The sequence below is a fragment of the Lysobacter sp. 5GHs7-4 genome (assembly GCF_021284765.1).
Lineage (GTDB): Bacteria > Pseudomonadota > Gammaproteobacteria > Xanthomonadales > Xanthomonadaceae > Lysobacter.
Genome location: NZ_CP089924.1, coordinates 3,687,915 through 3,706,748 on the forward strand (window position 1 = coordinate 3,687,915; position 18,834 = coordinate 3,706,748).

19 protein-coding genes are annotated in these 18,834 nt (G+C 69.9%); 15 read left to right on the forward strand and 4 right to left on the reverse strand.

The window, feature by feature from the left end; all coding sequences use genetic code 11:
* The first annotated feature begins 134 nt into the window (after nt 1-134).
* From LVB77_RS16615 to LVB77_RS16630, 4 genes are all read left to right on the forward strand, one after another.
* Complete coding sequence (locus tag LVB77_RS16615; protein WP_232907191.1) at nt 135-1,022, forward strand: PhzF family phenazine biosynthesis protein; 888 nt, start codon at nt 135-137, stop codon at nt 1,020-1,022.
* Nucleotides 1,023-1,074: 52 nt separating this feature from the next.
* Nucleotides 1,075-1,950: a PhzF family phenazine biosynthesis protein gene (locus tag LVB77_RS16620; RefSeq protein ID WP_232907192.1), complete on the forward strand. Its 876-nt coding sequence runs from the start codon at nt 1,075-1,077 to the stop codon at nt 1,948-1,950.
* Nucleotides 1,951-2,263: 313 nt separating this feature from the next.
* On the forward strand, nt 2,264-2,674 hold the full coding sequence (locus LVB77_RS16625) for a hypothetical protein (protein WP_232907193.1): 411 nt from the start codon (nt 2,264-2,266) through the stop codon (nt 2,672-2,674).
* Between the two features lie 43 nt (nt 2,675-2,717).
* A complete protein-coding gene (locus tag LVB77_RS16630; RefSeq protein ID WP_232907194.1) occupies nt 2,718-3,458 on the forward strand; it encodes an SRPBCC domain-containing protein in 741 nt (246 codons plus the stop codon).
* 634 nt (nt 3,459-4,092) lie between these two features.
* On the opposite strand, the gene LVB77_RS16635 is transcribed toward LVB77_RS16630, so the two are convergent.
* From LVB77_RS16635 to LVB77_RS16645, 3 genes are all read right to left on the reverse strand, one after another.
* Nucleotides 4,093-4,785 carry a hypothetical protein gene (locus tag LVB77_RS16635; RefSeq protein WP_232907195.1) on the reverse strand — a complete coding sequence of 231 codons (693 nt, stop codon included), beginning with the start codon at nt 4,783-4,785 and terminating at the stop codon, nt 4,093-4,095.
* Between the two features lie 104 nt (nt 4,786-4,889).
* Entirely contained in the window at nt 4,890-5,591 is a 702-nt protein-coding gene (locus tag LVB77_RS16640) for an alpha/beta fold hydrolase (protein WP_232907196.1), read from the reverse strand.
* A 32-nt stretch (nt 5,592-5,623) separates the two neighbouring features.
* Complete coding sequence (locus LVB77_RS16645; RefSeq protein ID WP_232907197.1) at nt 5,624-6,052, reverse strand: OsmC family protein; 429 nt, start codon at nt 6,050-6,052, stop codon at nt 5,624-5,626.
* Nucleotides 6,053-6,460: 408 nt separating this feature from the next.
* On the opposite strand from LVB77_RS16645, the gene fusA reads away from it, so the two are divergent.
* The 11 genes from fusA to LVB77_RS16700 all read left to right on the forward strand — a co-directional run bounded on the left by fusA (nt 6,461) and on the right by LVB77_RS16700 (nt 16,481).
* Nucleotides 6,461-8,521: an elongation factor G gene (gene fusA / locus LVB77_RS16650; RefSeq protein ID WP_232907198.1), complete on the forward strand. Its 2,061-nt coding sequence runs from the start codon at nt 6,461-6,463 to the stop codon at nt 8,519-8,521.
* A gap of 105 nt (nt 8,522-8,626) precedes the next feature.
* Nucleotides 8,627-9,880, forward strand: a complete 1,254-nt coding sequence (locus LVB77_RS16655) for a mechanosensitive ion channel domain-containing protein (RefSeq protein ID WP_232907199.1) — start codon at nt 8,627-8,629, stop codon at nt 9,878-9,880.
* A 39-nt stretch (nt 9,881-9,919) separates the two neighbouring features.
* Nucleotides 9,920-10,309: a thioredoxin family protein gene (locus LVB77_RS16660; protein ID WP_232907200.1), complete on the forward strand. Its 390-nt coding sequence runs from the start codon at nt 9,920-9,922 to the stop codon at nt 10,307-10,309.
* A 202-nt stretch (nt 10,310-10,511) separates the two neighbouring features.
* Nucleotides 10,512-11,138, forward strand: coding sequence for a LysE family translocator (locus tag LVB77_RS16665; RefSeq protein ID WP_232907201.1), 627 nt, complete (start codon nt 10,512-10,514; stop codon nt 11,136-11,138).
* Between the two features lie 110 nt (nt 11,139-11,248).
* The gene (locus LVB77_RS16670) at nt 11,249-11,965 is read left to right on the forward strand and encodes a tellurite resistance TerB family protein (protein ID WP_232907202.1); all 717 of its coding nucleotides are present in this window, start codon (nt 11,249-11,251) and stop codon (nt 11,963-11,965) included.
* A 131-nt stretch (nt 11,966-12,096) separates the two neighbouring features.
* Complete coding sequence (locus tag LVB77_RS16675) at nt 12,097-12,672, forward strand: DUF1439 domain-containing protein (RefSeq protein ID WP_232907203.1); 576 nt, start codon at nt 12,097-12,099, stop codon at nt 12,670-12,672.
* A gap of 1 nt (nt 12,673) precedes the next feature.
* Nucleotides 12,674-13,384, forward strand: coding sequence for a hypothetical protein (locus tag LVB77_RS16680; protein WP_232907204.1), 711 nt, complete (start codon nt 12,674-12,676; stop codon nt 13,382-13,384).
* The gene (locus LVB77_RS16685; RefSeq protein WP_232907205.1) at nt 13,381-14,121 is read left to right on the forward strand and encodes a hypothetical protein; all 741 of its coding nucleotides are present in this window, start codon (nt 13,381-13,383) and stop codon (nt 14,119-14,121) included. The genes LVB77_RS16680 and LVB77_RS16685 overlap by 4 nt, the downstream gene beginning before the upstream one ends.
* Nucleotides 14,122-14,136: 15 nt before the next feature.
* Complete coding sequence (locus LVB77_RS16690; protein ID WP_232907206.1) at nt 14,137-14,601, forward strand: putative toxin-antitoxin system toxin component, PIN family; 465 nt, start codon at nt 14,137-14,139, stop codon at nt 14,599-14,601.
* 43 nt (nt 14,602-14,644) lie between these two features.
* Nucleotides 14,645-15,469 (forward strand): AraC family transcriptional regulator, encoded by an 825-nt coding sequence (locus LVB77_RS16695; protein WP_232907207.1) that lies wholly within the window; start codon nt 14,645-14,647, stop codon nt 15,467-15,469.
* Nucleotides 15,470-15,521: 52 nt separating this feature from the next.
* Nucleotides 15,522-16,481: a DMT family transporter gene (locus tag LVB77_RS16700; protein ID WP_232907208.1), complete on the forward strand. Its 960-nt coding sequence runs from the start codon at nt 15,522-15,524 to the stop codon at nt 16,479-16,481.
* Nucleotides 16,482-16,490: 9 nt separating this feature from the next.
* Here the strand turns inward: LVB77_RS16700 and LVB77_RS16705 are convergent, their stop codons facing one another.
* Complete coding sequence (locus tag LVB77_RS16705; RefSeq protein WP_232907209.1) at nt 16,491-18,746, reverse strand: DUF5916 domain-containing protein; 2,256 nt, start codon at nt 18,744-18,746, stop codon at nt 16,491-16,493.
* Nucleotides 18,747-18,834: the final 88 nt, after the last annotated feature.

Here is an 18,834-nt window from a genome sequence, read left to right on the forward strand (position 1 = left end):
CTCGCCCGCGGCGCGGGCATGAGCCTGCGATTCTAAACGGGAAAGCGACGGCGCAGGCCGGCGCCGGGCGCAACACTGGAACCACCGCAGCGGAACGGTTCTACTGGCCCACCGCCCCGTCCCCCGAGACCGCCATGACCCTGCGCCGCTACCTGCAACTGGACGTGTTCGCCGACCGCCCCGGCGCGGGCAATCCGTTGGGCGTTGTGTTGAACGCCGACGGCCTGGACAGCGCCGCGATGCAGGCCTTCGCGGCCTGGACCAACCTGTCGGAAACCATCTTCCTGCTGCCGCCGGTGGAAGGCGCGGACTACCGGGTGCGCATCTTCACGCCGCGCCAGGAACTGCCGTTCGCCGGCCATCCCAGCGTGGGCGCGGCCTGGGTCGCGATCGACGCCGGCCTGGCCACGCCGCGCGAGGGCGCGCTGGTGCAGGACTGCGCGGCCGGGCTGCTGCCGGTGCGGGTCGCCGGCAGCGGCGCGCGCGCGCTGATCTCGGTGCGGGCGCCGCGTTCGCGACGCATCGACCCGGCCGAACTCGACCAGCCGGACGCGATCGCCGCCGCCCTGGCCGCGGTGACCGCGCCGCTGGCCCTGGGCGAGCGCGCACCGGCCCTGTGGGACAACGGCGCGCGCTGGTGGGTGCTGGAACTGGCCGACGCCGCGGCGGTGCGCGCCCTGCAACCGGACCTGCCCGCGATCGCCGCGCTGACCCGCAGCTGCGGCGCGGTCGGCCTGGGCGTGTACGCGACCGCCGACGCCGGCGACCATCAGCTGGTCGTGCGCGCCTTCTGCCCTGCCGACAACATCCCCGAAGACCCGGTCACCGGCAGCATCAACGCCTCGATCGGCGCCCAGCTCGCGGCCAGCGGCGGCTTCCCCGGCGGAGCCACGCGCTATGTCGCCAGCCAGGGCCGCGAACTCGGCCGCGACGGACGGGTCGAGGTCGCGCTGGATGCCGAGGGCGAGATCTGGATCGGCGGCCGCGTCCAGGCGGTTATCCGCGGCCGCGCCGATTGGTAAGCTGCGCGGCCCAGCGGACCCCACGCCGCGACTCCACGACGATCCACCGCCTATGAAGCGCCGTTACCTGCAATTGGACGTATTCGCCGACCGTCCCGGCGCCGGCAATCCGCTCGCGGTGGTGCTGGATGCGCAAGGCCTGGACGATGCCGCCATGCAGGCGATCGCGCGCTGGACCCGGTTGCCCGAAACCACCTTCGTGTTCGCGCCGACCGCGCCGGGCGCGAGCTATCGCATCCGCATGTTCAGTCCGCGTCGCGAAGTGCCGTTCGCCGGCCATCCCAGCGTCGGCACCGCGCACGTGGTGTTGAGCGCCGGCCTGGCCGAAGCCGTCGATGGCCGCCTGCTGCAGGAAGGCGTGGCCGGCCTGCTGCCGCTGGCGGTGGACGGCGACGGCGCCTCGCGCACCATCGCGGTGCGCACGCCGCGCGCACGCGTGCTGGAAACCGCCAGCGCCGAAGATCCGCGCCTGAGCGCCGCCCTGCGCGGGCTGCCGCTGGGCGCGTTGCCGCCGGCGCTGATGGACGGCGGCCGCCGCTGGTGGCTGGCCGAACTGCGCGACGAAGCCGCATTGCGCAACGCCACACCGGACTGGGCCGCGATCGGCGCACTGGCCGAGTCCACCGAAAGCATGGGCCTGTGCGCGTTCGCACGCGCCGACGCCGGCAACGACTACGACCTGGTGGTGCGCGCCTTCGTCGGCGCGCCCGCCCAGTTCGAAGACGCGGCCTCGGGCGCCGCCAACGCCACCCTAGCCGCCTGGCTGCAGCACAACCAGGCCCTGCCCGGCCGCGACGGCCGCTACACCGTCAGCCAGGGCCGCGAGGTCGGCTTCGACGCGCGCCTGCAACTGCGCGTGGACGCCGACGGCGAAGTCTGGTCCGGCGGCCGCGTGCATCCTATCGTCAGCGGGCATATCGATTGGTAGGCGCGGCGTTCGCGCCGCTGTGGGACGCTCGCCGTACCTGGGCAACGGCTCCCGCCATTTTGCTCCCACAGTCCCACTCGTCATTCCGGCGAAAGCCGGAACCCATGTGGCCTTGTCGCTGCAAGATCGCATCTGCGAAAGCATCTGACGAAGGCGAAGGTCAAGATGGGTTCCGGCTTTCGCCGGAATGACGGCGATGAAGACGGTAACGTTTACAGCCAAGACTTTCGATCGTTGCCACCGCCAACCAGCGGCGAACAACCCAGCGATTCTCAATAGGCTACGCTGAGCGCTCAGGCCAGGGTATGACCTCATGAGCAAGCATGTTCTGTCGGGCATCTTCGCTATCGCGGCGACTTCGGCGGCCGCTCAATCCGCAACACCTGCCACCCTGGTCGTTCCGGACCCTGCCCACACCTGGGCTGCGGCTCAAATCGGCAGCGTGTTGGAAGGCAATGTGAGTTATCACGAAGGCTCGTTGCTACAAGCGCTCTCGCTAGCCAAAGCCGGCGGTGTCGGAGGTGTGGTGGAAATCCGGCTAGACACCTCCGCTGCTTTCGAGTCCGGACGGGTGGTCTGCTACTCGCCGGCCGGACGCAAGCTTTGGGAGGAGAAGGTGATGTTCAATCTCGGCGGCGGCGAGGAGCGGATCGCCAGGCGCTTCGCCGATGCCCTGGAGAAGAAAGTATCGGGCAAACGTTGCTCGCAAGATTCCGGCGACTAAGCTTTTATCCAAAACCACTGCACACGCGATACTCGGGAGCGCCATGAGCGAAACGCACGAGCAAGCCATCGTCGACATCACCATCGCCGCGCCCATCGAAACCGTGTGGGATGCCCTGCGCGATCCGGCGCGGATCGCGCAATGGTTCGGCTGGGATTCGCCGTCGCTGGCCGGGGAAATCCAATTCATCTTCGTCGATCACGCCACCGGCGACGAGGCGAACCGCAAAATCCAGTTCGACGGCTGGGAAGGCATCGCCGAAAGAATCGAGCTGGTGTCCATCGCCGGCAGCACGCGCGTGCGCCTGCTGCGCACCGGCGGCCCGGCGCTGGACTGGGTGGCGGTGTACGACGACATCAGCCAGGGCTGGATCACCTTCTTCCAGCAGCTGCGGCTGATGCTGGAATGCCATCCCGGGCAGACCCGGCGCACGCTCTATCTGTCGGGCCCCGCGCAGGCGGGCGTCGGCGAGCCCTCGGCCGCACTCGGCCTGGGCTCCGTCGCCTCCCTGCCTCCCGGCGCGGCTTGCACCGCGATGCTCGCGACCGGCGACCAAGTTTCGGGGCAGGCCTGGTACCGAACGCATTTCCAGACCGCTGTGACGGTGGATCAATGGGGCCAGGGCCTGTTGGTCGTTACCGACAAGGGCCCCTCGCCCGAGCGTCCGCACGGCGGCGGCTCGGCGTTGCTGACCACCTATGGCCTGTCCGACGCCGAGTTCGCTGCGCTGGAAGGGCGCTGGAAGGAATGGTGGGCGGCCCGCTACCCCAAGCCCGCCGAGTGAGCGCACGCGAACGTGCGTAGTCGTTCCGCGGCTGTCGCTGCGCTCACGAAATCGGACCGAGGCTTATTTACGCAGCATAGAGGCACCATGCGCAGCATCGTCCTCCCGGCCCTGTTCTCCGCGGCCCTGTTGTTTCCGGCGATCGTCTCAGCCGATGAAATATGCGTGTCCCACGGCTTGGACGTGTGCGAACGCGCGCGGCAATTCGCGGCCTGGTTGAACCACAACCGCGCCCGTAACGGCCAGCACTTCGAGGTGAGCCGCGCACAAAGCCAGGGCCGCTCCATCGAAGTCCACTTCACCTACCTGCACGGCAAGGACGGTTTCGACCGCATGCTGGCGGAGACCGGACGGACCCGACAGCAGTTCGAAACGACCTTGCTGGAAATTTCCCAGGAAGGCGGCTGCAAGAAACCGCGCGCAGCATCGTGCTCAACGGCGGAAAATTCGTCGCGATCTACGAGTTCTCGGACCGCACGCGCATTTACGAGCACACCGTCGACGCCTGCCCAGCGCCATAACGTTCCCGGATCGACGCGTATGGTCGAAAAAAGGGCCCGCTCGCGCGGACCCTTGCTCTCGTTGATTGCAGCGGTCGGATGCGGCACTGCCGCATCCGACCGTCCAGGCGCCCTTACTCCGGCCGCACGTCCACGCGCACGCGGATCTTGTCGCCCGGGTGGTAGTTGGTGCGGGTGCGGTAGCTGCGGCCGCCGTATTCGTAAGTCACGTCGTAGGCGCTGACCGCGCGGTCGTCGCCGCCGTAGCCGGTGTTCTGGACCGGATCGCAGACGCGCACCGAACCGACGCGGTCGCGGTTGCTGTTGCGCTTGCTCTGCTCGTAGACGCTGCGGCCGGCCATGCCGCCGACCATGGAGCCCACGGCCGAGGTCGCGTAGCGCGCGCTGCCGCCGCCGACCTGGCTGCCGACCGCCGCGCCGATGAGGCCGCCGATCACCGTGGCCACGGTGCGTCCGGTCTCGGTGCCACCGGAGCGGCGGTAGTTGCCGTACTGGTCGGTGTAGCCGTCGTCGCGGCGGGAGTAGTCGTCGTAACCGCGGTCGTCGTAGCCGTCGTAGCTGCCGCCGCCGTTGACGTAGGTCGGACGCTCGTAGCAACGCTGCGCGCCGTACTGGCCGCTGTTGTAGGAATCGAACACCGGATCGACGCGCAGCACGCGCGCGTAGTCGACCTGCGAACCCGAAGAGGCCGGGTAGCTGTTCGGATAGCCCGAACCGTAACCGTTCTGCGGATAGGACTGCGCCGAGGCGACGCCGGTGGCGGCGGCGAGGACCAGGCTAAGGGCGGTAACGGACAGGCGCTTCATGGCTCGGGCTCCACACGCCGGGATGGCGTGGATCGCATCGTCGGGTCGCGGCGGTCAACGCCGGCTGAATCCGGCCGCGGTTTCGGTGCCGGACCTGGCGGCGTTTACCTGGCCGACAGCCAATCGGCGACGCGTCCGGCCAATTCGGCCGCGCCGCGTCCCAGCAGGGGGCCGACGTGGCTGGGCGATGGCGCGCGCCACAGTTCGGCGTTCCAGGCCCGGGCGAGTTCGGCGGTGAGTTCCGGCGGCACGTCGCGATCGGCGGACGAGGCCACGCACAAGGTCGCGCAGGCGGGCGCGGCGACGGCGACACCGGCCTGCGCGGTGCGCAGCACCGCCCCGGACTCGTCGCGCCAATGCCGGTAGGCGTAGAGCCGCGTCGCCTCGTCGGCGTCCGGCAGCGCGCGCCGGGTCGAGTCCAGCCGCGCCTCGCGTCGCCACGGCACCCGCGCGGGCCACTCGCGCGGCGGGCGTCGCGTATGCCACGGCGCCGGCGGCAACGGATTGACCAGCACCAGCGCATCGGCGGCTTCCGCGCAACGCAAAGCCAGCAGGCCGCCCAGGCTGGCGCCGATCAATGTGCGCGGACGCGGCAAGGCGTCCAGCGCGGCGCGCACCTGCTGCAGGTAGTCGTCGAATCCGGTGGCGGCCAGGCCGGCGGCCGTGGGCTGCAGGTCGGGCGCATGCGCGTGAAACCCGCGCGCGCTCAGTGCCGCGCACCAGAGGTTCCACTCCCAGCCGCCGCCGCCCGCGCCATGGACCAACAGGGCGTGGCGGACCGGCGCGGCGCGGGCCGGCGTCGACAAGCGTGGCGCTTCCGGCCCGCGCGTTCGCGGCCTCAGGCCAGCGCCGCTTCCAGGCTGATCGGCACCGCGCTCAGCGCCTTCGACACCGGACAGTTGGCCTTGGCGTCCTCGGCGATGGCCTGGAACTTGGCCGCATCGATGCCGGGCACCTCCGCGCTCACCTTGAGCCGGATCTGGGAAAAGCTGGGGCCGCCTTCCATCGACAGATCGACCTCGGCGCGGGTGTCCAGGCGCGCGGGCGGGTGACCGGCCTCGGTCAGCTTGGCCGACAGCGCCATGGTGAAGCAGCCCGCATGCGCGGCCGCGATCAGCTCCTCCGGATTGGTGCCCTTCTCCTCGCCGAAGCGGGTATTGAAGGCGTAGCGCGTGTTCTCCAGCACGCCGCTCTGGGTGGCCAGACGGCCCTGGCCGCTCTTGAGGTCGCCTTCCCAATGCGCGGTGGCGTGACGCGAAATGCCCATGGCCTGACTCCGGTGGATGAGGGGCGGCCAGGGTAACCGTGAGGGTGTTAGTTCCGTATTGCGGTTGCAAAGCAAATCCCCCCTAGCCCCCCTTTTTCAAAGGGAGGAACTGCATGCGTTTTCCGAGTGAGGCGGCCGGTCTTGCCTCTCGCGAAGCGCCGCCCCCCTCGCAAAGGGCCGGTCTTCCCCCTTTGAAAAAGGGGGATTGAGGGGGATTTGCTTCTACGACCCATGTTGCAACGCAACCCAACCCGGGCTTGACCCGCCCCCGCGCCTGCGGGAGTCTTGATTCCCGGCCCCCCGAACGCCGGCACCCGCCATGACCGCCCGCCGAGCGCTCCACGCTCGGGCGCGCAGCGCGGACAGCCATGACGGCCTTCCCACCCTCACCCAGGGAGAAGTCCGCTCATGTCCTACAGCACAGCATCCATCCGCAACGTGGCCCTGGCAGGCCACCCCGGCGCCGGCAAAACCACGCTCTTCGAAGCCCTGCTGCAAGCCGGCGGCGCACTCCAGACGGCAGGTAGCATCGAACGCGGCAGCACCGTCTCCGACTTCGATCCGATCGAGAAGCAGCGCGGCCATTCGCTGGACGCCGCCATCGCCAGCACCGATCACGCAGGCATCCACGTCAACCTGATCGACACCCCCGGCTATCCCGACTTCCGCGGCCCGACCCTGTCGGCGCTGGCGGCGGTGGAAACGGTGGCGATCGTGGTCGACGCCGACACCGGCGTGGAATACGGCACGCGCCGGATGATGGAACACGCCAAGGCGCGCAACCTCTGCCGCGTGCTGGTGGTCAACAAGATCGACCACGAGGGCGCCAACGCCGCGCGCGTGCTCGACGACCTGCGCGAGAGCTTCGGCCCCGAATGCCTGCCGCTGAACCTGCCCGCCGACGGCGGTCAGCGCATCGTCGACTGCTACGCCGCGGCCGCGGCCGGCAGCGCCGAGGCCAGCGACCTGGGCGCGGTCGGCGACTGGCACCAGAAGATCATCGACCAGGTCGTGGAGATCAACGAAACGGTGATGGAGCATTACCTGGACCTGGGCGAAAGCGGCCTGTCCGGCACCGAACTGCACGACGCCTTCGAACAATGCCTGCGCGAAGGCCACCTGGTACCGGTGCTGTTCTGCTCGGCGCGCAGCGGGGTCGGCGTCAAGGAACTGCTGGACGCGGCCGAGGCGCTGTTTCCGCACCCGGGCGAGGCCAATCCGCCGCCGTTCGTGAAAGGCACGGGCGACGATGCGCAGCCGATCGTGGCCACGCCCGACCCCAACGCGCACGTGATCGCCGACGTGTTCAAGATCGTCAACGATCCCTTCGTCGGCAAGCTCGGCGTGTTCCGCGTCTATCAGGGCACGCTCAAGCGCGACACGCAGCTGTTCGTCGACGACGGCAAGAAGCCGTTCAAGGTCGGCCACCTGTTCAAGCTCAAGGGCAAGGACCACGTCGAGATCGATCAGGCCATCCCCGGCGACATCGCGGCGGTGGCGAAAGTCGACGAGCTGCATTTCGACGCGGTGCTGCACGACAGCCACGACGAGGACCAGATCCACCTGGCGCCGCTGAACTTCCCCAAGCCCATGTTCGGCCTGGCGGTGGAGGCGGCCAGCAAGGGCCAGGAGCAGAAGCTGTCGACCTCGCTGCACAAGCTGTCCGAGGAGGATCCCTGCTTCCACGTCGAGCACGAAACCGAGACCAACGAGACCGTGATCCGCGGCCTGTCCGACCTGCACCTGCGCATCAACATCGACCGTCTCAAAGACAAGTACGGGGTCGAGGTGAAGGCGCGGCCGCCGCGCATCGCCTACCGCGAAACCGTGAGCGGCAAGGCCGAGGGCCACCACCGCCACAAGAAGCAGACCGGCGGCGCGGGCCAGTTCGGCGAGGTGTTCCTGCGCGTGGAGCCGCTGCCGCGCGGCGGCGGCTTCGAGTTCGTCGACGAGGTCAAGGGCGGCACCATCCCAGGCCAGTTCCTGCCGGCGGTGGAAAAAGGCGTGCGCCAGGTGCTGCACCAGGGCGCGCTGGCCGGGTATCCGATGCAGGACGTGCGCGTGATCGTCTACGACGGCAAGCATCATCCGGTCGACAGCAAGGAGGTCGCGTTCGTGGCCGCCGGCAAGAAGGCGTTCCTGGATGCGATCGGCAAGGCGCGGCCGCAGGTGCTGGAGCCCATCGTCGACCTGGAGGTCAACGCGCCCGAGCAGCACATGGGCGACATCAGCGGCGGCCTGGCCAGCAAGCGCGCGCGCATCAACGGCACCGACGCCGCGCGCGGCAACGAGATCGTCGTCAAGGCGCAGGTGCCGCTGTCGGAACTGGAGGGCTATGCGGCCGAGCTGAAATCGGTGACCGCCGGGCGCGGACGCTACTCGCTGGACTTCAGCCACTACGAGCCGGTGCCGGCGACGGTGCAGCAGAAGCTGGTCGACGCCTTCAAGCCCAGGGCCGAGGAGGACTGAGCGCACGGCCGCCTCCGCGCGCTGGCGCGGAGGCGGGGCGGTGTCACAATCGGCGCTGGCCGGCGCGCGTGCCCGCGCCGCGCCCTCCCCCTTCCGAGTCCGTGCATGAAGCCAGCCACCCCCGACAACGCCGTCGATCCGCAGTTCGAAAAGGCCCTGGACACGGCCACGTCGGTAAGCGCGCACCCGCTCGAGGCCGCCGCCGTCCTGATCTTGGTGGCCGGCGCGCTGCTGCTGGCCCACTACGTCAAGTTGCGCTTGCGCCCGCGCCTGAGCGCGCGTCCGCGCACGCGCATCGTGTTCGATTATCTGTTCACGCCGTTGCTGGCGCTGCTGATGCTGGTGACGGTGTCCGCGTTCGATCCGTTCGGCGAGTTCGGCCGCGCCGCGTTGTCGGTGGTGGCCTTGGCGATGGCGCTGTTCGTGCTGTTCCGGCTGCTGGGCGTGCTGGTGGAGCTGTTGTTCCGGCCGACGGCGTTGCTGAAGGTGCTGATGCGCGTGGCCACGGTCCTGGCCTGGGCCATGAGTTTGCTGGCGCTGTTCGGCGAACGCTACGCGATGATCGGCAAGCTGTTCGAGGCCAAGCTCAGCGTCGGCCAGATCAGCCTCAGCACCGAGGACGCGTTGAGCGGCCTGATCGCCGGCGTGGTGATCGTGATCGTCTCGTACTGGGCCACGCGCACGCTGGACAAGACCATCCAGCGCAGCCCGCACCTGGCGCCGAACCATGTGCTGGCGCTGTCGCGCATCGCCGGCGTGCTGGTGTGGCTGGTGGCGCTGATCCTGATCTTCAGCGCCAGCGGCATCAACCTGGCCGCGCTGGCGGCGTTCGGCGGCGCGCTCGGCATCGGCTTGGGCCTGGGCCTGCAGAAGCTTGCGGCCAGTTACGTGAGCGGACTGATCGTGCTGTTCGAGCAATCGGTGCGGGTGGGCGACAGCGTCTCGGTGGGCGGCGTGCTGGGCCGGGTCACGCGCATGACCGTGCGCTACACCATGATCCGCACCCGCGACGGGCTGGAGGCCATCGTCCCCAACGACACCCTGACCGGCAACACCATCCTCAACCAGTCCTGGTCGGACCGGAACGTGCGCCTGACCGCCAGCGTGGTGGTCAAGGGCGCCACCGACACCGTGGCCGCGCGCACCATCTTCCTGCGGGCGGTCGCCGGGCAGTCGCGCGTGCTGCGCACGCCGGAACCCGGCGTGTACGTCAGCGCCATCACCGACAAGGGCATCGTGCTGGAAGCGCAGCTGTGGATCGCCGATGCCGAAAACGGCCAGCACGCGCTGCTGTCGGACATCTACGACGCCACCCTGGCCGAGTACCGCGTCCAGGGCATCGAACTGGCCGCGCCCTAGCGCCGCGCGCACGCATCATCGCGGGAGTAGGATGGGGCCGTGACCGACACCACCATCCCGCGCTTCTTCTGGACCTTCCCGATGCGGCTGGTGCGCGAGGCGCGCCTGGACGAGGCGCTGGCGGACGACGGCCGGCTGCGGATCCTGTTCCTGTGGGGCAAGGACTGCCCGAACTGCGACGTCGCCAAGGGCCAGATCCTGCTGACGCCCGAACGCTTCCGCTGGGACGACGTGGAGTGGCTGCACGACAACGTCTACGAAGACCCGCGCATGGGCACGCGCTTCGGCCTGCACGGCATCCCGGCGTTCCTGGTGTTCCGCGGCGCCAAGAAGCTGGGGCGCATCGGTCAGTGGCCGGGCCCGGATGCGTTCGTGGCGACCATCGAGAAGCTGCGCGCACCCGAAGCGCACACCGCCGCTTTGGGGTAGGAGCGGCGTAAGCCGCGACCGTGAATCCCGCACGCGATCGGCTTGCCGCCGGCCTGCGCCGCCCCGATCGCGCCTCACGCCGCGCCTACCCCTAGGCACCGCGGTTCGCGCAACGCTGATTTCCGCGCGCCGACGACGCGGCGCACTTGGCGCCCCCGCAGCCGCGGCGCACACTGCGATACCCCACCCCACCGACGCCGCCATGTTCGACACCGCCACCCTCGCCGCCTTTCTGGTCGCCGCCGTCGTGCTGGTGCTGATTCCGGGCCAGGGCACGGCCTGGATCGTGACCCAGGCCGCGGCCGGAGGCACCGCGCGCGGGGTGCGCGCCGCGTTCGGCCTGGAAACCGCCACCCTGATCCACGCCCTGGCCGCCGGCCTGGGTTTGTCGGCGCTGCTGGCGACCTCGGCGATGGCCTTCGAAGTGCTCAAGTACGCCGGCGCCGCCTACCTGATCTGGCTGGGCATCAAGGCCTGGCGCAGCCCGGACGAAGCCGCGCCGGCCGCGGCCGACGCGCCGGTCGCGAGCACGCGCAGCATTTACCTGCGCTCGGTGCTCACCGGCGTGCTCAACCCCAAGGTCGCGCTGTTCTTCCTGGCCTTCCTGCCGCAGTTCGTGCATCCCGAACGCGGCTATGTGTGGCTGCAGTTCATGGTGCTGGGCGCGCTGCTGTCGGTGATCGGCTTCAGCCACAGCCTGATGCTGAGCGTCGCGGTCGGCCGCCTCGGCCGGCGTTTCTCGACCGGAGCCGGCCGCTGGAAGCAGCGCATCACCGGCAGCGTGTTCATCGCCCTGGGCCTGCGCCTGGCGGTGCAGCAGCGCGGCTGAGACCCGCGCCCGAGGTGAACCGCCGCCGCGCCGCGTTCGCGCGGCCGCTTGAAGCCCGCTGCCCGCGCCCTCAGGTCGTCAGTCACGACCTCATCCACGGAGTTGCGCGCATGAAGACCCAGGGCTTGCTCGACCAGTTGCTGAAGACCGCTCAGAACAGCCTGGGCGGTGGCGGCGGACTCGAGGGCCTGCTGGGCGGCGGCAAGCCGCCGGCGCGCTACGAAGAGAAGAAAGAGGAAAAGCGCGGCTTGCTCAACGCCGACTTCGGCAAGGGCGCGCTGGCCGGCGGCGCGCTGGGCCTGCTGCTGGGCAACAAGAAGATGCGCAAGATGGGCGGCAAGCTCGCCCTGTACGGCGGTGTCGCCGCCGTCGGCGTGCTCGCCTACAAGGCCTACGGCGCGTACCGCAAGCAGCAGGGCGGCAGCGCCGTCGAGCCGCAGACGGTCGACCGCCTGCCGCCGCCGCAGGCCGAGCTGCACAGCCAGGCCATCCTCAAGGCCCTGGTCGCCGCGGCCAAGGCCGACGGCCATATCGACGAGCGCGAGCGCGAAGTGATCGAAGGCGAGTTCACCCGCATCGACAACGACCCGACCCTGCGCCAGTGGCTGCACGCCGAACTGGAAAAACCGCTGGACCCGGCCGAGGTCGCGCGCGCGGCGAGCACGCCGGAAATGGCGTCGGAAATGTACCTGGCCAGCCTGCTGGCCGCCGACGAACAGAGCTTCATGGAACGCGCCTACCTGGACGAGCTGGCGCGTCAGCTCAAGATCGACGACGCCCTCAAGGCGCAACTGGAAGCGCAATTGAAGGACGCCCGCGGGGGCTGAGCCCGGCCAGCAGTCGCCACCCTCACCCCAACCCCTCTCCCGCATGCGGGAGAGGGGCTTAAAAGGTTCCCGCCTGTGTCGCCGTTCATCCGCTCCGGGTATCGTGCGTGCATCGCCCACGGAAGCCGCCGATGTCCGCCCGACCGCGCCTACGCTCCACCCTGCTGCGCTCCCTGCTGCTGGCCGCCGCGCTGCTGACGCTGGCGGCCTGCTCCACCCTCAACGCGGTCAACGCCTACCTCGGCAACGACGTCGCGTTCACCGCGCCGCAACTGCAGCAATCGCTGAACCGCAACTTCCCCAAGCGCTACGAAAAACTCGGCGGCCTGGTCGCGGTGACCCTGATGAATCCGCGCCTGACTATCCCCGACGACGGCGACCGCCTGCGTCTGGATTTCGACATCGCCTTGGCCGCCCTGGGCAGCCGCCCGTCGGGCCGTTTCACCCTGACCAGCGCGCTGCGCTACGACGCCGCCAGCCAGGGCCTGCACCTGCGCGATCCGCGCATCGACTACGTCGACGTGCCGCAACTGGGCGGGGTGATGACCGGCGCCTCGCGCGAATTGCTCAACGCCTGGCTCAGCGACTACGCGAACCAGGAACCCGTCTACCGCTTCGACAACAGCCTGCTCGACAAACTGGGTTCGCGCCGCATCGGCAGCACCCAGATCGAACACGGCCGCGTCGTCGTCCACCTCGACCGCTGACATGCGCGCGCTCGCTTACGCCGGTTGCCTGCTCGCCGCCGCGCTCGCCCTGAGCGCCTGCGGCAAGGACGACGACCCCGACACCCGCGCCGCCAACGGCGAGCCCGGCGAACTGCTGCCGGCGCCGCAGGGCGTCAGCGGCGGCGTCACCGGCATGCCCACCCAGCCCGGACCGGGCCAGGTCGGACCGCCGGTGGCGACGGGCGGCCTGCCCGAAGAAGTCGTGCTGGACGAGAACGGCAACCCGATCCTGCCGGCCACGCCCGAGGACGGCACCCAGCCCGTGGCCGACGACGGCACGCCGCTGACCGAGGACGGCACCCTGCCGCCCACCGACGAGCCCACGCCGCAGGACGCGGTGGCGGTGCTGCGCGACTACTACTCCGCCATCAACGGCCGCAGCTTCGCCCGCGCCTACGCACTGTGGTCTGACGGCGGGCGCGCCAGCGGCCAGACGCCGCAGCAGTTCGCCGACGGTTTCGCCGACACCACCGGCGTTTCGATCGAGATCCTGCCGCCGGGCCGCGTCGATGCCGCCGCCGGTTCGCGTTATCTGGAGGTGCCGGTGGCGCTGACCGCGAGCCAGCGCGACGGCAGTCAACGCAAGTACGTGGGCGCGTATGTGCTGCGCCGCGCCGTGGTCGATGGCGCCAGCGCGGAACAGCGCGCCTGGCGCATCGGCAGTGCCGACCTGAGGGAAGTGAAGCCATGAAGCTACGCGCGCTGGTGTCGTCCTCGTTGATCGTGCTGGCGCTGGGCGCCTGCAAGCCCGCGGCGCCGGCCGCCGATGCGCCCGCGACGGCCGCCTCGACCGCGCCGCCCGCGGCGGTACCCGCGGCTGCGGCGCCCGTCGCGCCGCAGCCCGCCGCCGCACCGGCCACGACCGCGCTGGTCCTGCCCGGCGATTTCGCTCCCGACACCACGCCCGATCAATTGCGCCAGCGCTTCGGCGCCGCCAACGTGCGCTTGGGCAAGGTGCCCGGCGCCGAGGGCGAAGAGTTCCCCGGCGTGATCCTGTTCCCCGACGATCCGGCCAAACGCGCCTACCTGTATTTCCAGAACGAACAGACCCTGCAGGGCCTGTCGCTGGTGCGCGTGCTGGACCGCGAATCGACCTGGACGCTGGACAACGGCGTGCGCATGGGCCTGCCGCTGGCCGAGCTGGTCGCGCTCAACGGCAAGCCGATTTCGTTCTACGGCCTGGAGTGGGACTACGGCGGCACCATCGTCGACTACCACGGCGGCAAGCTCGATGCGCGCAAGGACGAACAGGTCGGCCGCAGCGCCAGCCTGGGCCTGCGCGACAACGGAGACCAGGGCATTCCGAACGGCGCCACGCCGGTCGGCGAAGGCACCTATTCCAGTGCCGATCCCAAGTATCCCGAGCAGGGCAAGTGGATCGTGGTGTCGGAGCTGTCGGCCTCGTTCCCGGGCGAAGACGATCTGTAAGCGGCGGTGCCCGCGATGACGGCGCCGCCCGCGCGGCTGGTGCTGGACACCAACGTCTGCCTGGACCTGTTCGTGTTCCGCGACCCGCGCACGCGCGCGCTGGCCGACGCGCTGGCCAGCGGCCGCGTCGAGGCGGTCAGCGACGCCGACTGCCGCGACGAATGGCTGCGCGTGCTCACGTATCCGCAACTGGGCCTGGATGCGCAGGCGCAGGCCGCGGCATTGCAGGCCTACGACGCCTGCGTGCGCGTGCTGGCCGAAACCGAGCGCCGCCCGCAACCCGAACCCGCGCTGCCGCGCTGCGCCGATCCGGACGATCAGAAATTTCTCGAGCTGGCCTACGCCGCCGACGCCGCCTGCCTGCTCAGCCGCGATCACGCCCTGACCGTGCTGGGCCGCCGCAACGCGCGCGCGGGCTTGTTCGAGATCATGACGCCGCAGGCCTGGGCCGGCGTGGACGCCTACCGCCACGGCGCCTGAGTCTGCCGGCGGCCGTCCTGTCCGCGCATGCGATACTCGCCGCATGCAAGGCGTACCCGAACACTTCGTCCACGCCCACGACGCCGCCGAGTTCCGGCAGCCCGCGCATCGCCGCGGCATCGAGTTGTACCGCGCCCACATCGTCCGCCACGCCTTCGACCCGCACACGCACGAGGCCTACGGCCTGGGCGCGATCGAGTCGGGCGTAGAGCGCTTCCGTTACCGCGGCAGCGAGCATCTGGCGCCGCCGGATTCGCTGGTGATGATGAACCCCGACGTGCTGCACACCGGCCGCGCCGAGACCGAGGGCGGCTGGCGCTACCGCATGGCCTATGTCGATCCTGACCTGGCCGCCGAGATCACCGGCGAACCGGGCTGGTGGTTCGACGACGCCGTGCGCCACGACCCCGCACGCGCACGCCGCATCAGCGCGCGCCTGGATGCGCTGTGGCATGCGCGCGAACCGCTGGCGTTCGACAGCCAGCTGGCCGCATTGCTGGAGGAGTTCCGCGATCACGCGCGCGTGCCGCAACGCGCGCGCGCCGAGGCCGCGCCGCGCTTCGCCCAGGTGATCGAGTATCTGCGCGCGCATCTGGCCGAACGTCTGAGCCTGGAAGCGCTGGCCGCCGTCGCCGGGCTCAGCCCCTTCCATTTCCTGCGCCGTTTCCGCGACCACTACCACGTCACCCCGCAGCAGATGCTGATGGCGCTGCGCCTGTACCAGGCCAAGCGCCTGCTCGCCGACGGCGTCGCGCCGGCGCAGGTCGCGGCCGATACCGGGCTGACCGACCAGGCCCATCTGACCCGCGCCTTCGCCAGCCGCTACGGCATCACGCCGGCGCGCTACCGCAAGCAGCTGCGCGGCTAACGGGCGCAATCTCGTACAAGAAATCCCGCCGCGCCGGCGCCATGCTGCGGCCATGCTGATCGGAACCCTCTACGCACTGCTGGCCGGCCTGATCTGGGGCCTGGTCTTCGTCGGCCCGCTGCTGCTGCCCGAGTACCCGGCCGCCTTGCAGTCGGTCGGACGCTACCTGGCGTTCGGCCTGATCGCGCTGCCGCTGGCCTGGCTGGACCGCGATGCGCTGCGCCAGCTCCAGCGCGCCGACTGGATCGAAGCGCTCAAGCTCAGCGCGATCGGCAACCTGCTCTATTACCTGTGCCTGGCCGGCGCGATCCAGCGCGCGGGCGGGCCGTTGCCGACCATGATCATCGGCACCCTGCCGGTGCTGATCGCGATCGCCGCCAACCGCCGCAACGCGCAGCGCGACGGCCGTCTGCCGTGGGCCCGGCTGGCGCCGTCGCTGCTGCTGATCGGCGCCGGCATCGCCTGCGTCAACCAGGTCGAACTGCAAGCGCTGCTGGCCGACCGCGACGCCGACCTGCGCCGCTATCTCAGCGGCGGCCTGCTGGCGATCGGTGCGCTGATCTGCTGGACCTGGTATCCGCTGCGCAACGCCGACTGGCTGCGCGCCCACCCGGGCCGCAACCCGCGCACCTGGGCCACCGCCCAAGGCCTGGCGACGCTGCCGCTGGCGCTGCTGGGCTACGCCCTGCTGTGGGGCGGCAGCGCGGTCGGCGGCAGCGAATTCCCGATGCCGTTCGGCCCGCGCCCGGCGTTCTTCATCGGTCTGATGGTGGCGATCGGCCTGCTCGCCTCGTGGGTCGGCACCTTGTGCTGGAACGAGGCCAGCCAGCGCCTGCCGACCGCCTTGGCCGGCCAGCTGATCGTGTTCGAAACGCTGTTCGCGCTGGCCTACGCCTTCATCCTGCGCGGCGCGATGCCGCGCCCGCTGACCCTGCTGGGCATAGGCCTGCTGATCGCCGGCGTGCTGTGGGCGCTACGGGTCAAACCGGTGCCCGCCACGCCCGCGCATTGACCGCCGCGCTCAGATCTCGAAGCGGTACGACAGCTTGACCAGCAGTTGCTCGCTGTCGCGCAAATCGAAGGCGTCGCGGAACTCTCGCCCGGCGCTGCCCTGCAACTCCAGTCCTTCCTCGAACAAGTCGCCGCCGCGCACGTAAGCGATGTACAGGTGCGACAACGGCGCCAGCTCGTAGCGGTAGCGGATCTGGAAGCCGAGGTTGCGCAGGTTGAAGTCGGGAATCGACTCGGCGACCTTGAGCGGGCGACCGTCGGCGGCCACGCGGTAGGCCTGGCGGCTGCGCGCATCCAGGCCGATCGCCTCCAGGCGCACGCGCAGCTCCTGCTTGTCGTCGATCAGCCACACCGAACCGGCGTTGAGCGAGATCATGTTGGAGCGGAAGCTGCCCAGCAGGTTGCCGCCGCGCCACAGCAGCCAGTCCGGGTTGTGCGAGATCTCTATGCCGCTGAAGAAGCTCAGGCGGTCGCTGGCGTTGTAGCGCGGCTCGAAGTACAGCCGCGACTTGCCCTCGTCCATGCCGCCCAGGCCTTCGGCCGCGTACTGGGCCTCGCCGTAGAACGACCAGCGCCCGTCGTTCTGGCGCGGACGGAAACGTTCGTAATACAGGTACAGCTTGGCCGGCACGTCGACCACGCCGTTGCCGCGCGTGATCAGGTCGTCGTGGCCGGAACTCCAGGCCGCGATCTCGGCGAACTCGTTGCCGCCGTCGCGCAGGTCGCTGCGGCGGTTGATCGCGAAGGCGTCGGCGATGTACACGCCCTGGTCGTTGTAGCGGCGCGAGACCGCGTAGTGGAAATCCTTGCCGGCGTAGATCGAATCGGCCGGCAGATCGGTCACCCGGTGCGCCAGGTCGTAGCGCAGGTAATTGAAGTTGTTGCGCTCGAGGTAGCCGAAGTCGTTGAGCTGAAGATCGCGGCCCAGGTGCAGCGCGTACAGCTGATGACGCCAGCCGTTGCCCATGTCGTAGTCCATGCGCACCTGCGCGCCGCTGTCGCGGATGCCGCGGCCGGCCTGATCGACGTCGGAGGCGACCACGGTGCTGCGGATCGACCACTGCGAATTCGGCGTCCAGCGGTGGTCGAACTCGTACACCGTGGCCTCGCGGTCCAGGAACGGCCGGTTCACGCGTGTGACCATCGCGCCCACGCCCTGCTCGGCGAAGTCGCGGGTGGCGCGCACGGCGTAGAAGTCGCGCCCGACCTCATCGGCCTCGTTGGCCGCGAACACGCCGTAGTTGAAACCGGCGGCGCTGCCGTTGAGCTTGATCGCGGCGGTGACGTCGCCGGAGCCGGTGCCGTCGTCGTTCCTGCCGCCGACGCGGCGCGTGTAGATCAAGCGGCTGTTGTTGTTGAGCGAACCGAAGGGCACGTCGAAGAAGCCCTGGTTCTCGGTGAAGAACGGGCGCTTGTCGCTGAAGAAGGTTTCGGTGGCGCTGAAATTGACCGTGAGCTCGTCGCTCTCGACCTGGCCGAAGTCGGGGTTGACCGTCGCACTGAGCTGGAAGCGGCCGTTGGGCTTCCAGAACAGGTCCGCGCCGCCGTCGAAATCGCTGCCCTTGCCGACCGCGTCGTAAACGCCTGACACGTAGGGCGTGATCGCCAACAGCGACTGGCTGTAGGCCGGCACCTCGACGCGCTCGAACGCGGTCAGGAAGCGGCTTTCGTTGAAGCCCACCGCCGGCCACGACGCACGCTCGCCGGTGGCGCCGATCACCCGGTCCAGCGACACGCCCAGGGTGCGCTTGCCGCCGGCCGCCTCGCGCATCGGCGCGATGTGCCAGGGAATCAGCAGCTCGGCGTACCAGCCGCTCTCGTCCTCGCTGGTGGCATGGCGCCAATCGCCGTCCCAGTCGTCGTTGAACTGGTTCTCGTTGGTGATGGTGGTGTCGATGATGCTGTTGGACAGCAGCACCGTGAAGTTGTAGCCGTTGCGGCCGTCGCCGTCGAAATCGACGTACAGGTTGACCCGGTCCACCGGCCCGCCCTGGTCGCGCTGGGCGAACTGGCGCCGGCGCGGAATGCTGGTGGGCTGGGTGTTGCGGAAGCCGATCGCCAGGCCCTCGGGCGTGGCCAGCAGCAGCGCCTCGGTCGGCTGCGGCGCCGGCGCGCGCGACAAGGGCTGGGTCAGGCGGAAATCGGTGATGCGCTGCGCGCCTTCCCACTCGGCGGGATCCAGGCGGCCGTCGATTTCCACCGCCTGCGCGAGCGGCGCGGCGCCGACTAGCGCGGCGAGTATGGCCAGGGTCAGGGGTGCGCGCATGGCGGATGCCTCGGTACTGATGGGGTTGGCCGCCGCAAACCGCAGCGCGGACGTCCGGCATCGCTGGGATGCAAACGCCTGCTAAAAG

Excerpts from the sequence above, each read along its gene's own strand:
- LVB77_RS16625 (WP_232907193.1), top strand. The coding sequence starts at position 2,264 with ATGAGCAAGCATGTTCTGTCGGGCATCTTCGCTATCGCGGCGACTTCG.
- LVB77_RS16685 (WP_232907205.1), top strand. The coding sequence starts at position 13,381 with ATGAAGCTACGCGCGCTGGTGTCGTCCTCGTTGATCGTGCTGGCGCTG.
- LVB77_RS16675 (WP_232907203.1), top strand. The coding sequence starts at position 12,097 with ATGTCCGCCCGACCGCGCCTACGCTCCACCCTGCTGCGCTCCCTGCTG.
- LVB77_RS16680 (WP_232907204.1), top strand. The coding sequence starts at position 12,674 with ATGCGCGCGCTCGCTTACGCCGGTTGCCTGCTCGCCGCCGCGCTCGCC.
- LVB77_RS16695 (WP_232907207.1), top strand. The coding sequence starts at position 14,645 with ATGCAAGGCGTACCCGAACACTTCGTCCACGCCCACGACGCCGCCGAG.
- LVB77_RS16670 (WP_232907202.1), top strand. The coding sequence starts at position 11,249 with ATGAAGACCCAGGGCTTGCTCGACCAGTTGCTGAAGACCGCTCAGAAC.
- LVB77_RS16635 (WP_232907195.1), bottom strand. The coding sequence starts at position 4,785 with ATGAAGCGCCTGTCCGTTACCGCCCTTAGCCTGGTCCTCGCCGCCGCC.
- LVB77_RS16705 (WP_232907209.1), bottom strand. The coding sequence starts at position 18,746 with ATGCGCGCACCCCTGACCCTGGCCATACTCGCCGCGCTAGTCGGCGCC.
- LVB77_RS16620 (WP_232907192.1), top strand. The coding sequence starts at position 1,075 with ATGAAGCGCCGTTACCTGCAATTGGACGTATTCGCCGACCGTCCCGGC.
- fusA (WP_232907198.1), top strand. The coding sequence starts at position 6,461 with ATGTCCTACAGCACAGCATCCATCCGCAACGTGGCCCTGGCAGGCCAC.
- LVB77_RS16645 (WP_232907197.1), bottom strand. The coding sequence starts at position 6,052 with ATGGGCATTTCGCGTCACGCCACCGCGCATTGGGAAGGCGACCTCAAG.
- LVB77_RS16665 (WP_232907201.1), top strand. The coding sequence starts at position 10,512 with ATGTTCGACACCGCCACCCTCGCCGCCTTTCTGGTCGCCGCCGTCGTG.
- LVB77_RS16700 (WP_232907208.1), top strand. The coding sequence starts at position 15,522 with ATGCTGATCGGAACCCTCTACGCACTGCTGGCCGGCCTGATCTGGGGC.
- LVB77_RS16655 (WP_232907199.1), top strand. The coding sequence starts at position 8,627 with ATGAAGCCAGCCACCCCCGACAACGCCGTCGATCCGCAGTTCGAAAAG.
- LVB77_RS16615 (WP_232907191.1), top strand. The coding sequence starts at position 135 with ATGACCCTGCGCCGCTACCTGCAACTGGACGTGTTCGCCGACCGCCCC.
- LVB77_RS16630 (WP_232907194.1), top strand. The coding sequence starts at position 2,718 with ATGAGCGAAACGCACGAGCAAGCCATCGTCGACATCACCATCGCCGCG.
- LVB77_RS16690 (WP_232907206.1), top strand. The coding sequence starts at position 14,137 with ATGACGGCGCCGCCCGCGCGGCTGGTGCTGGACACCAACGTCTGCCTG.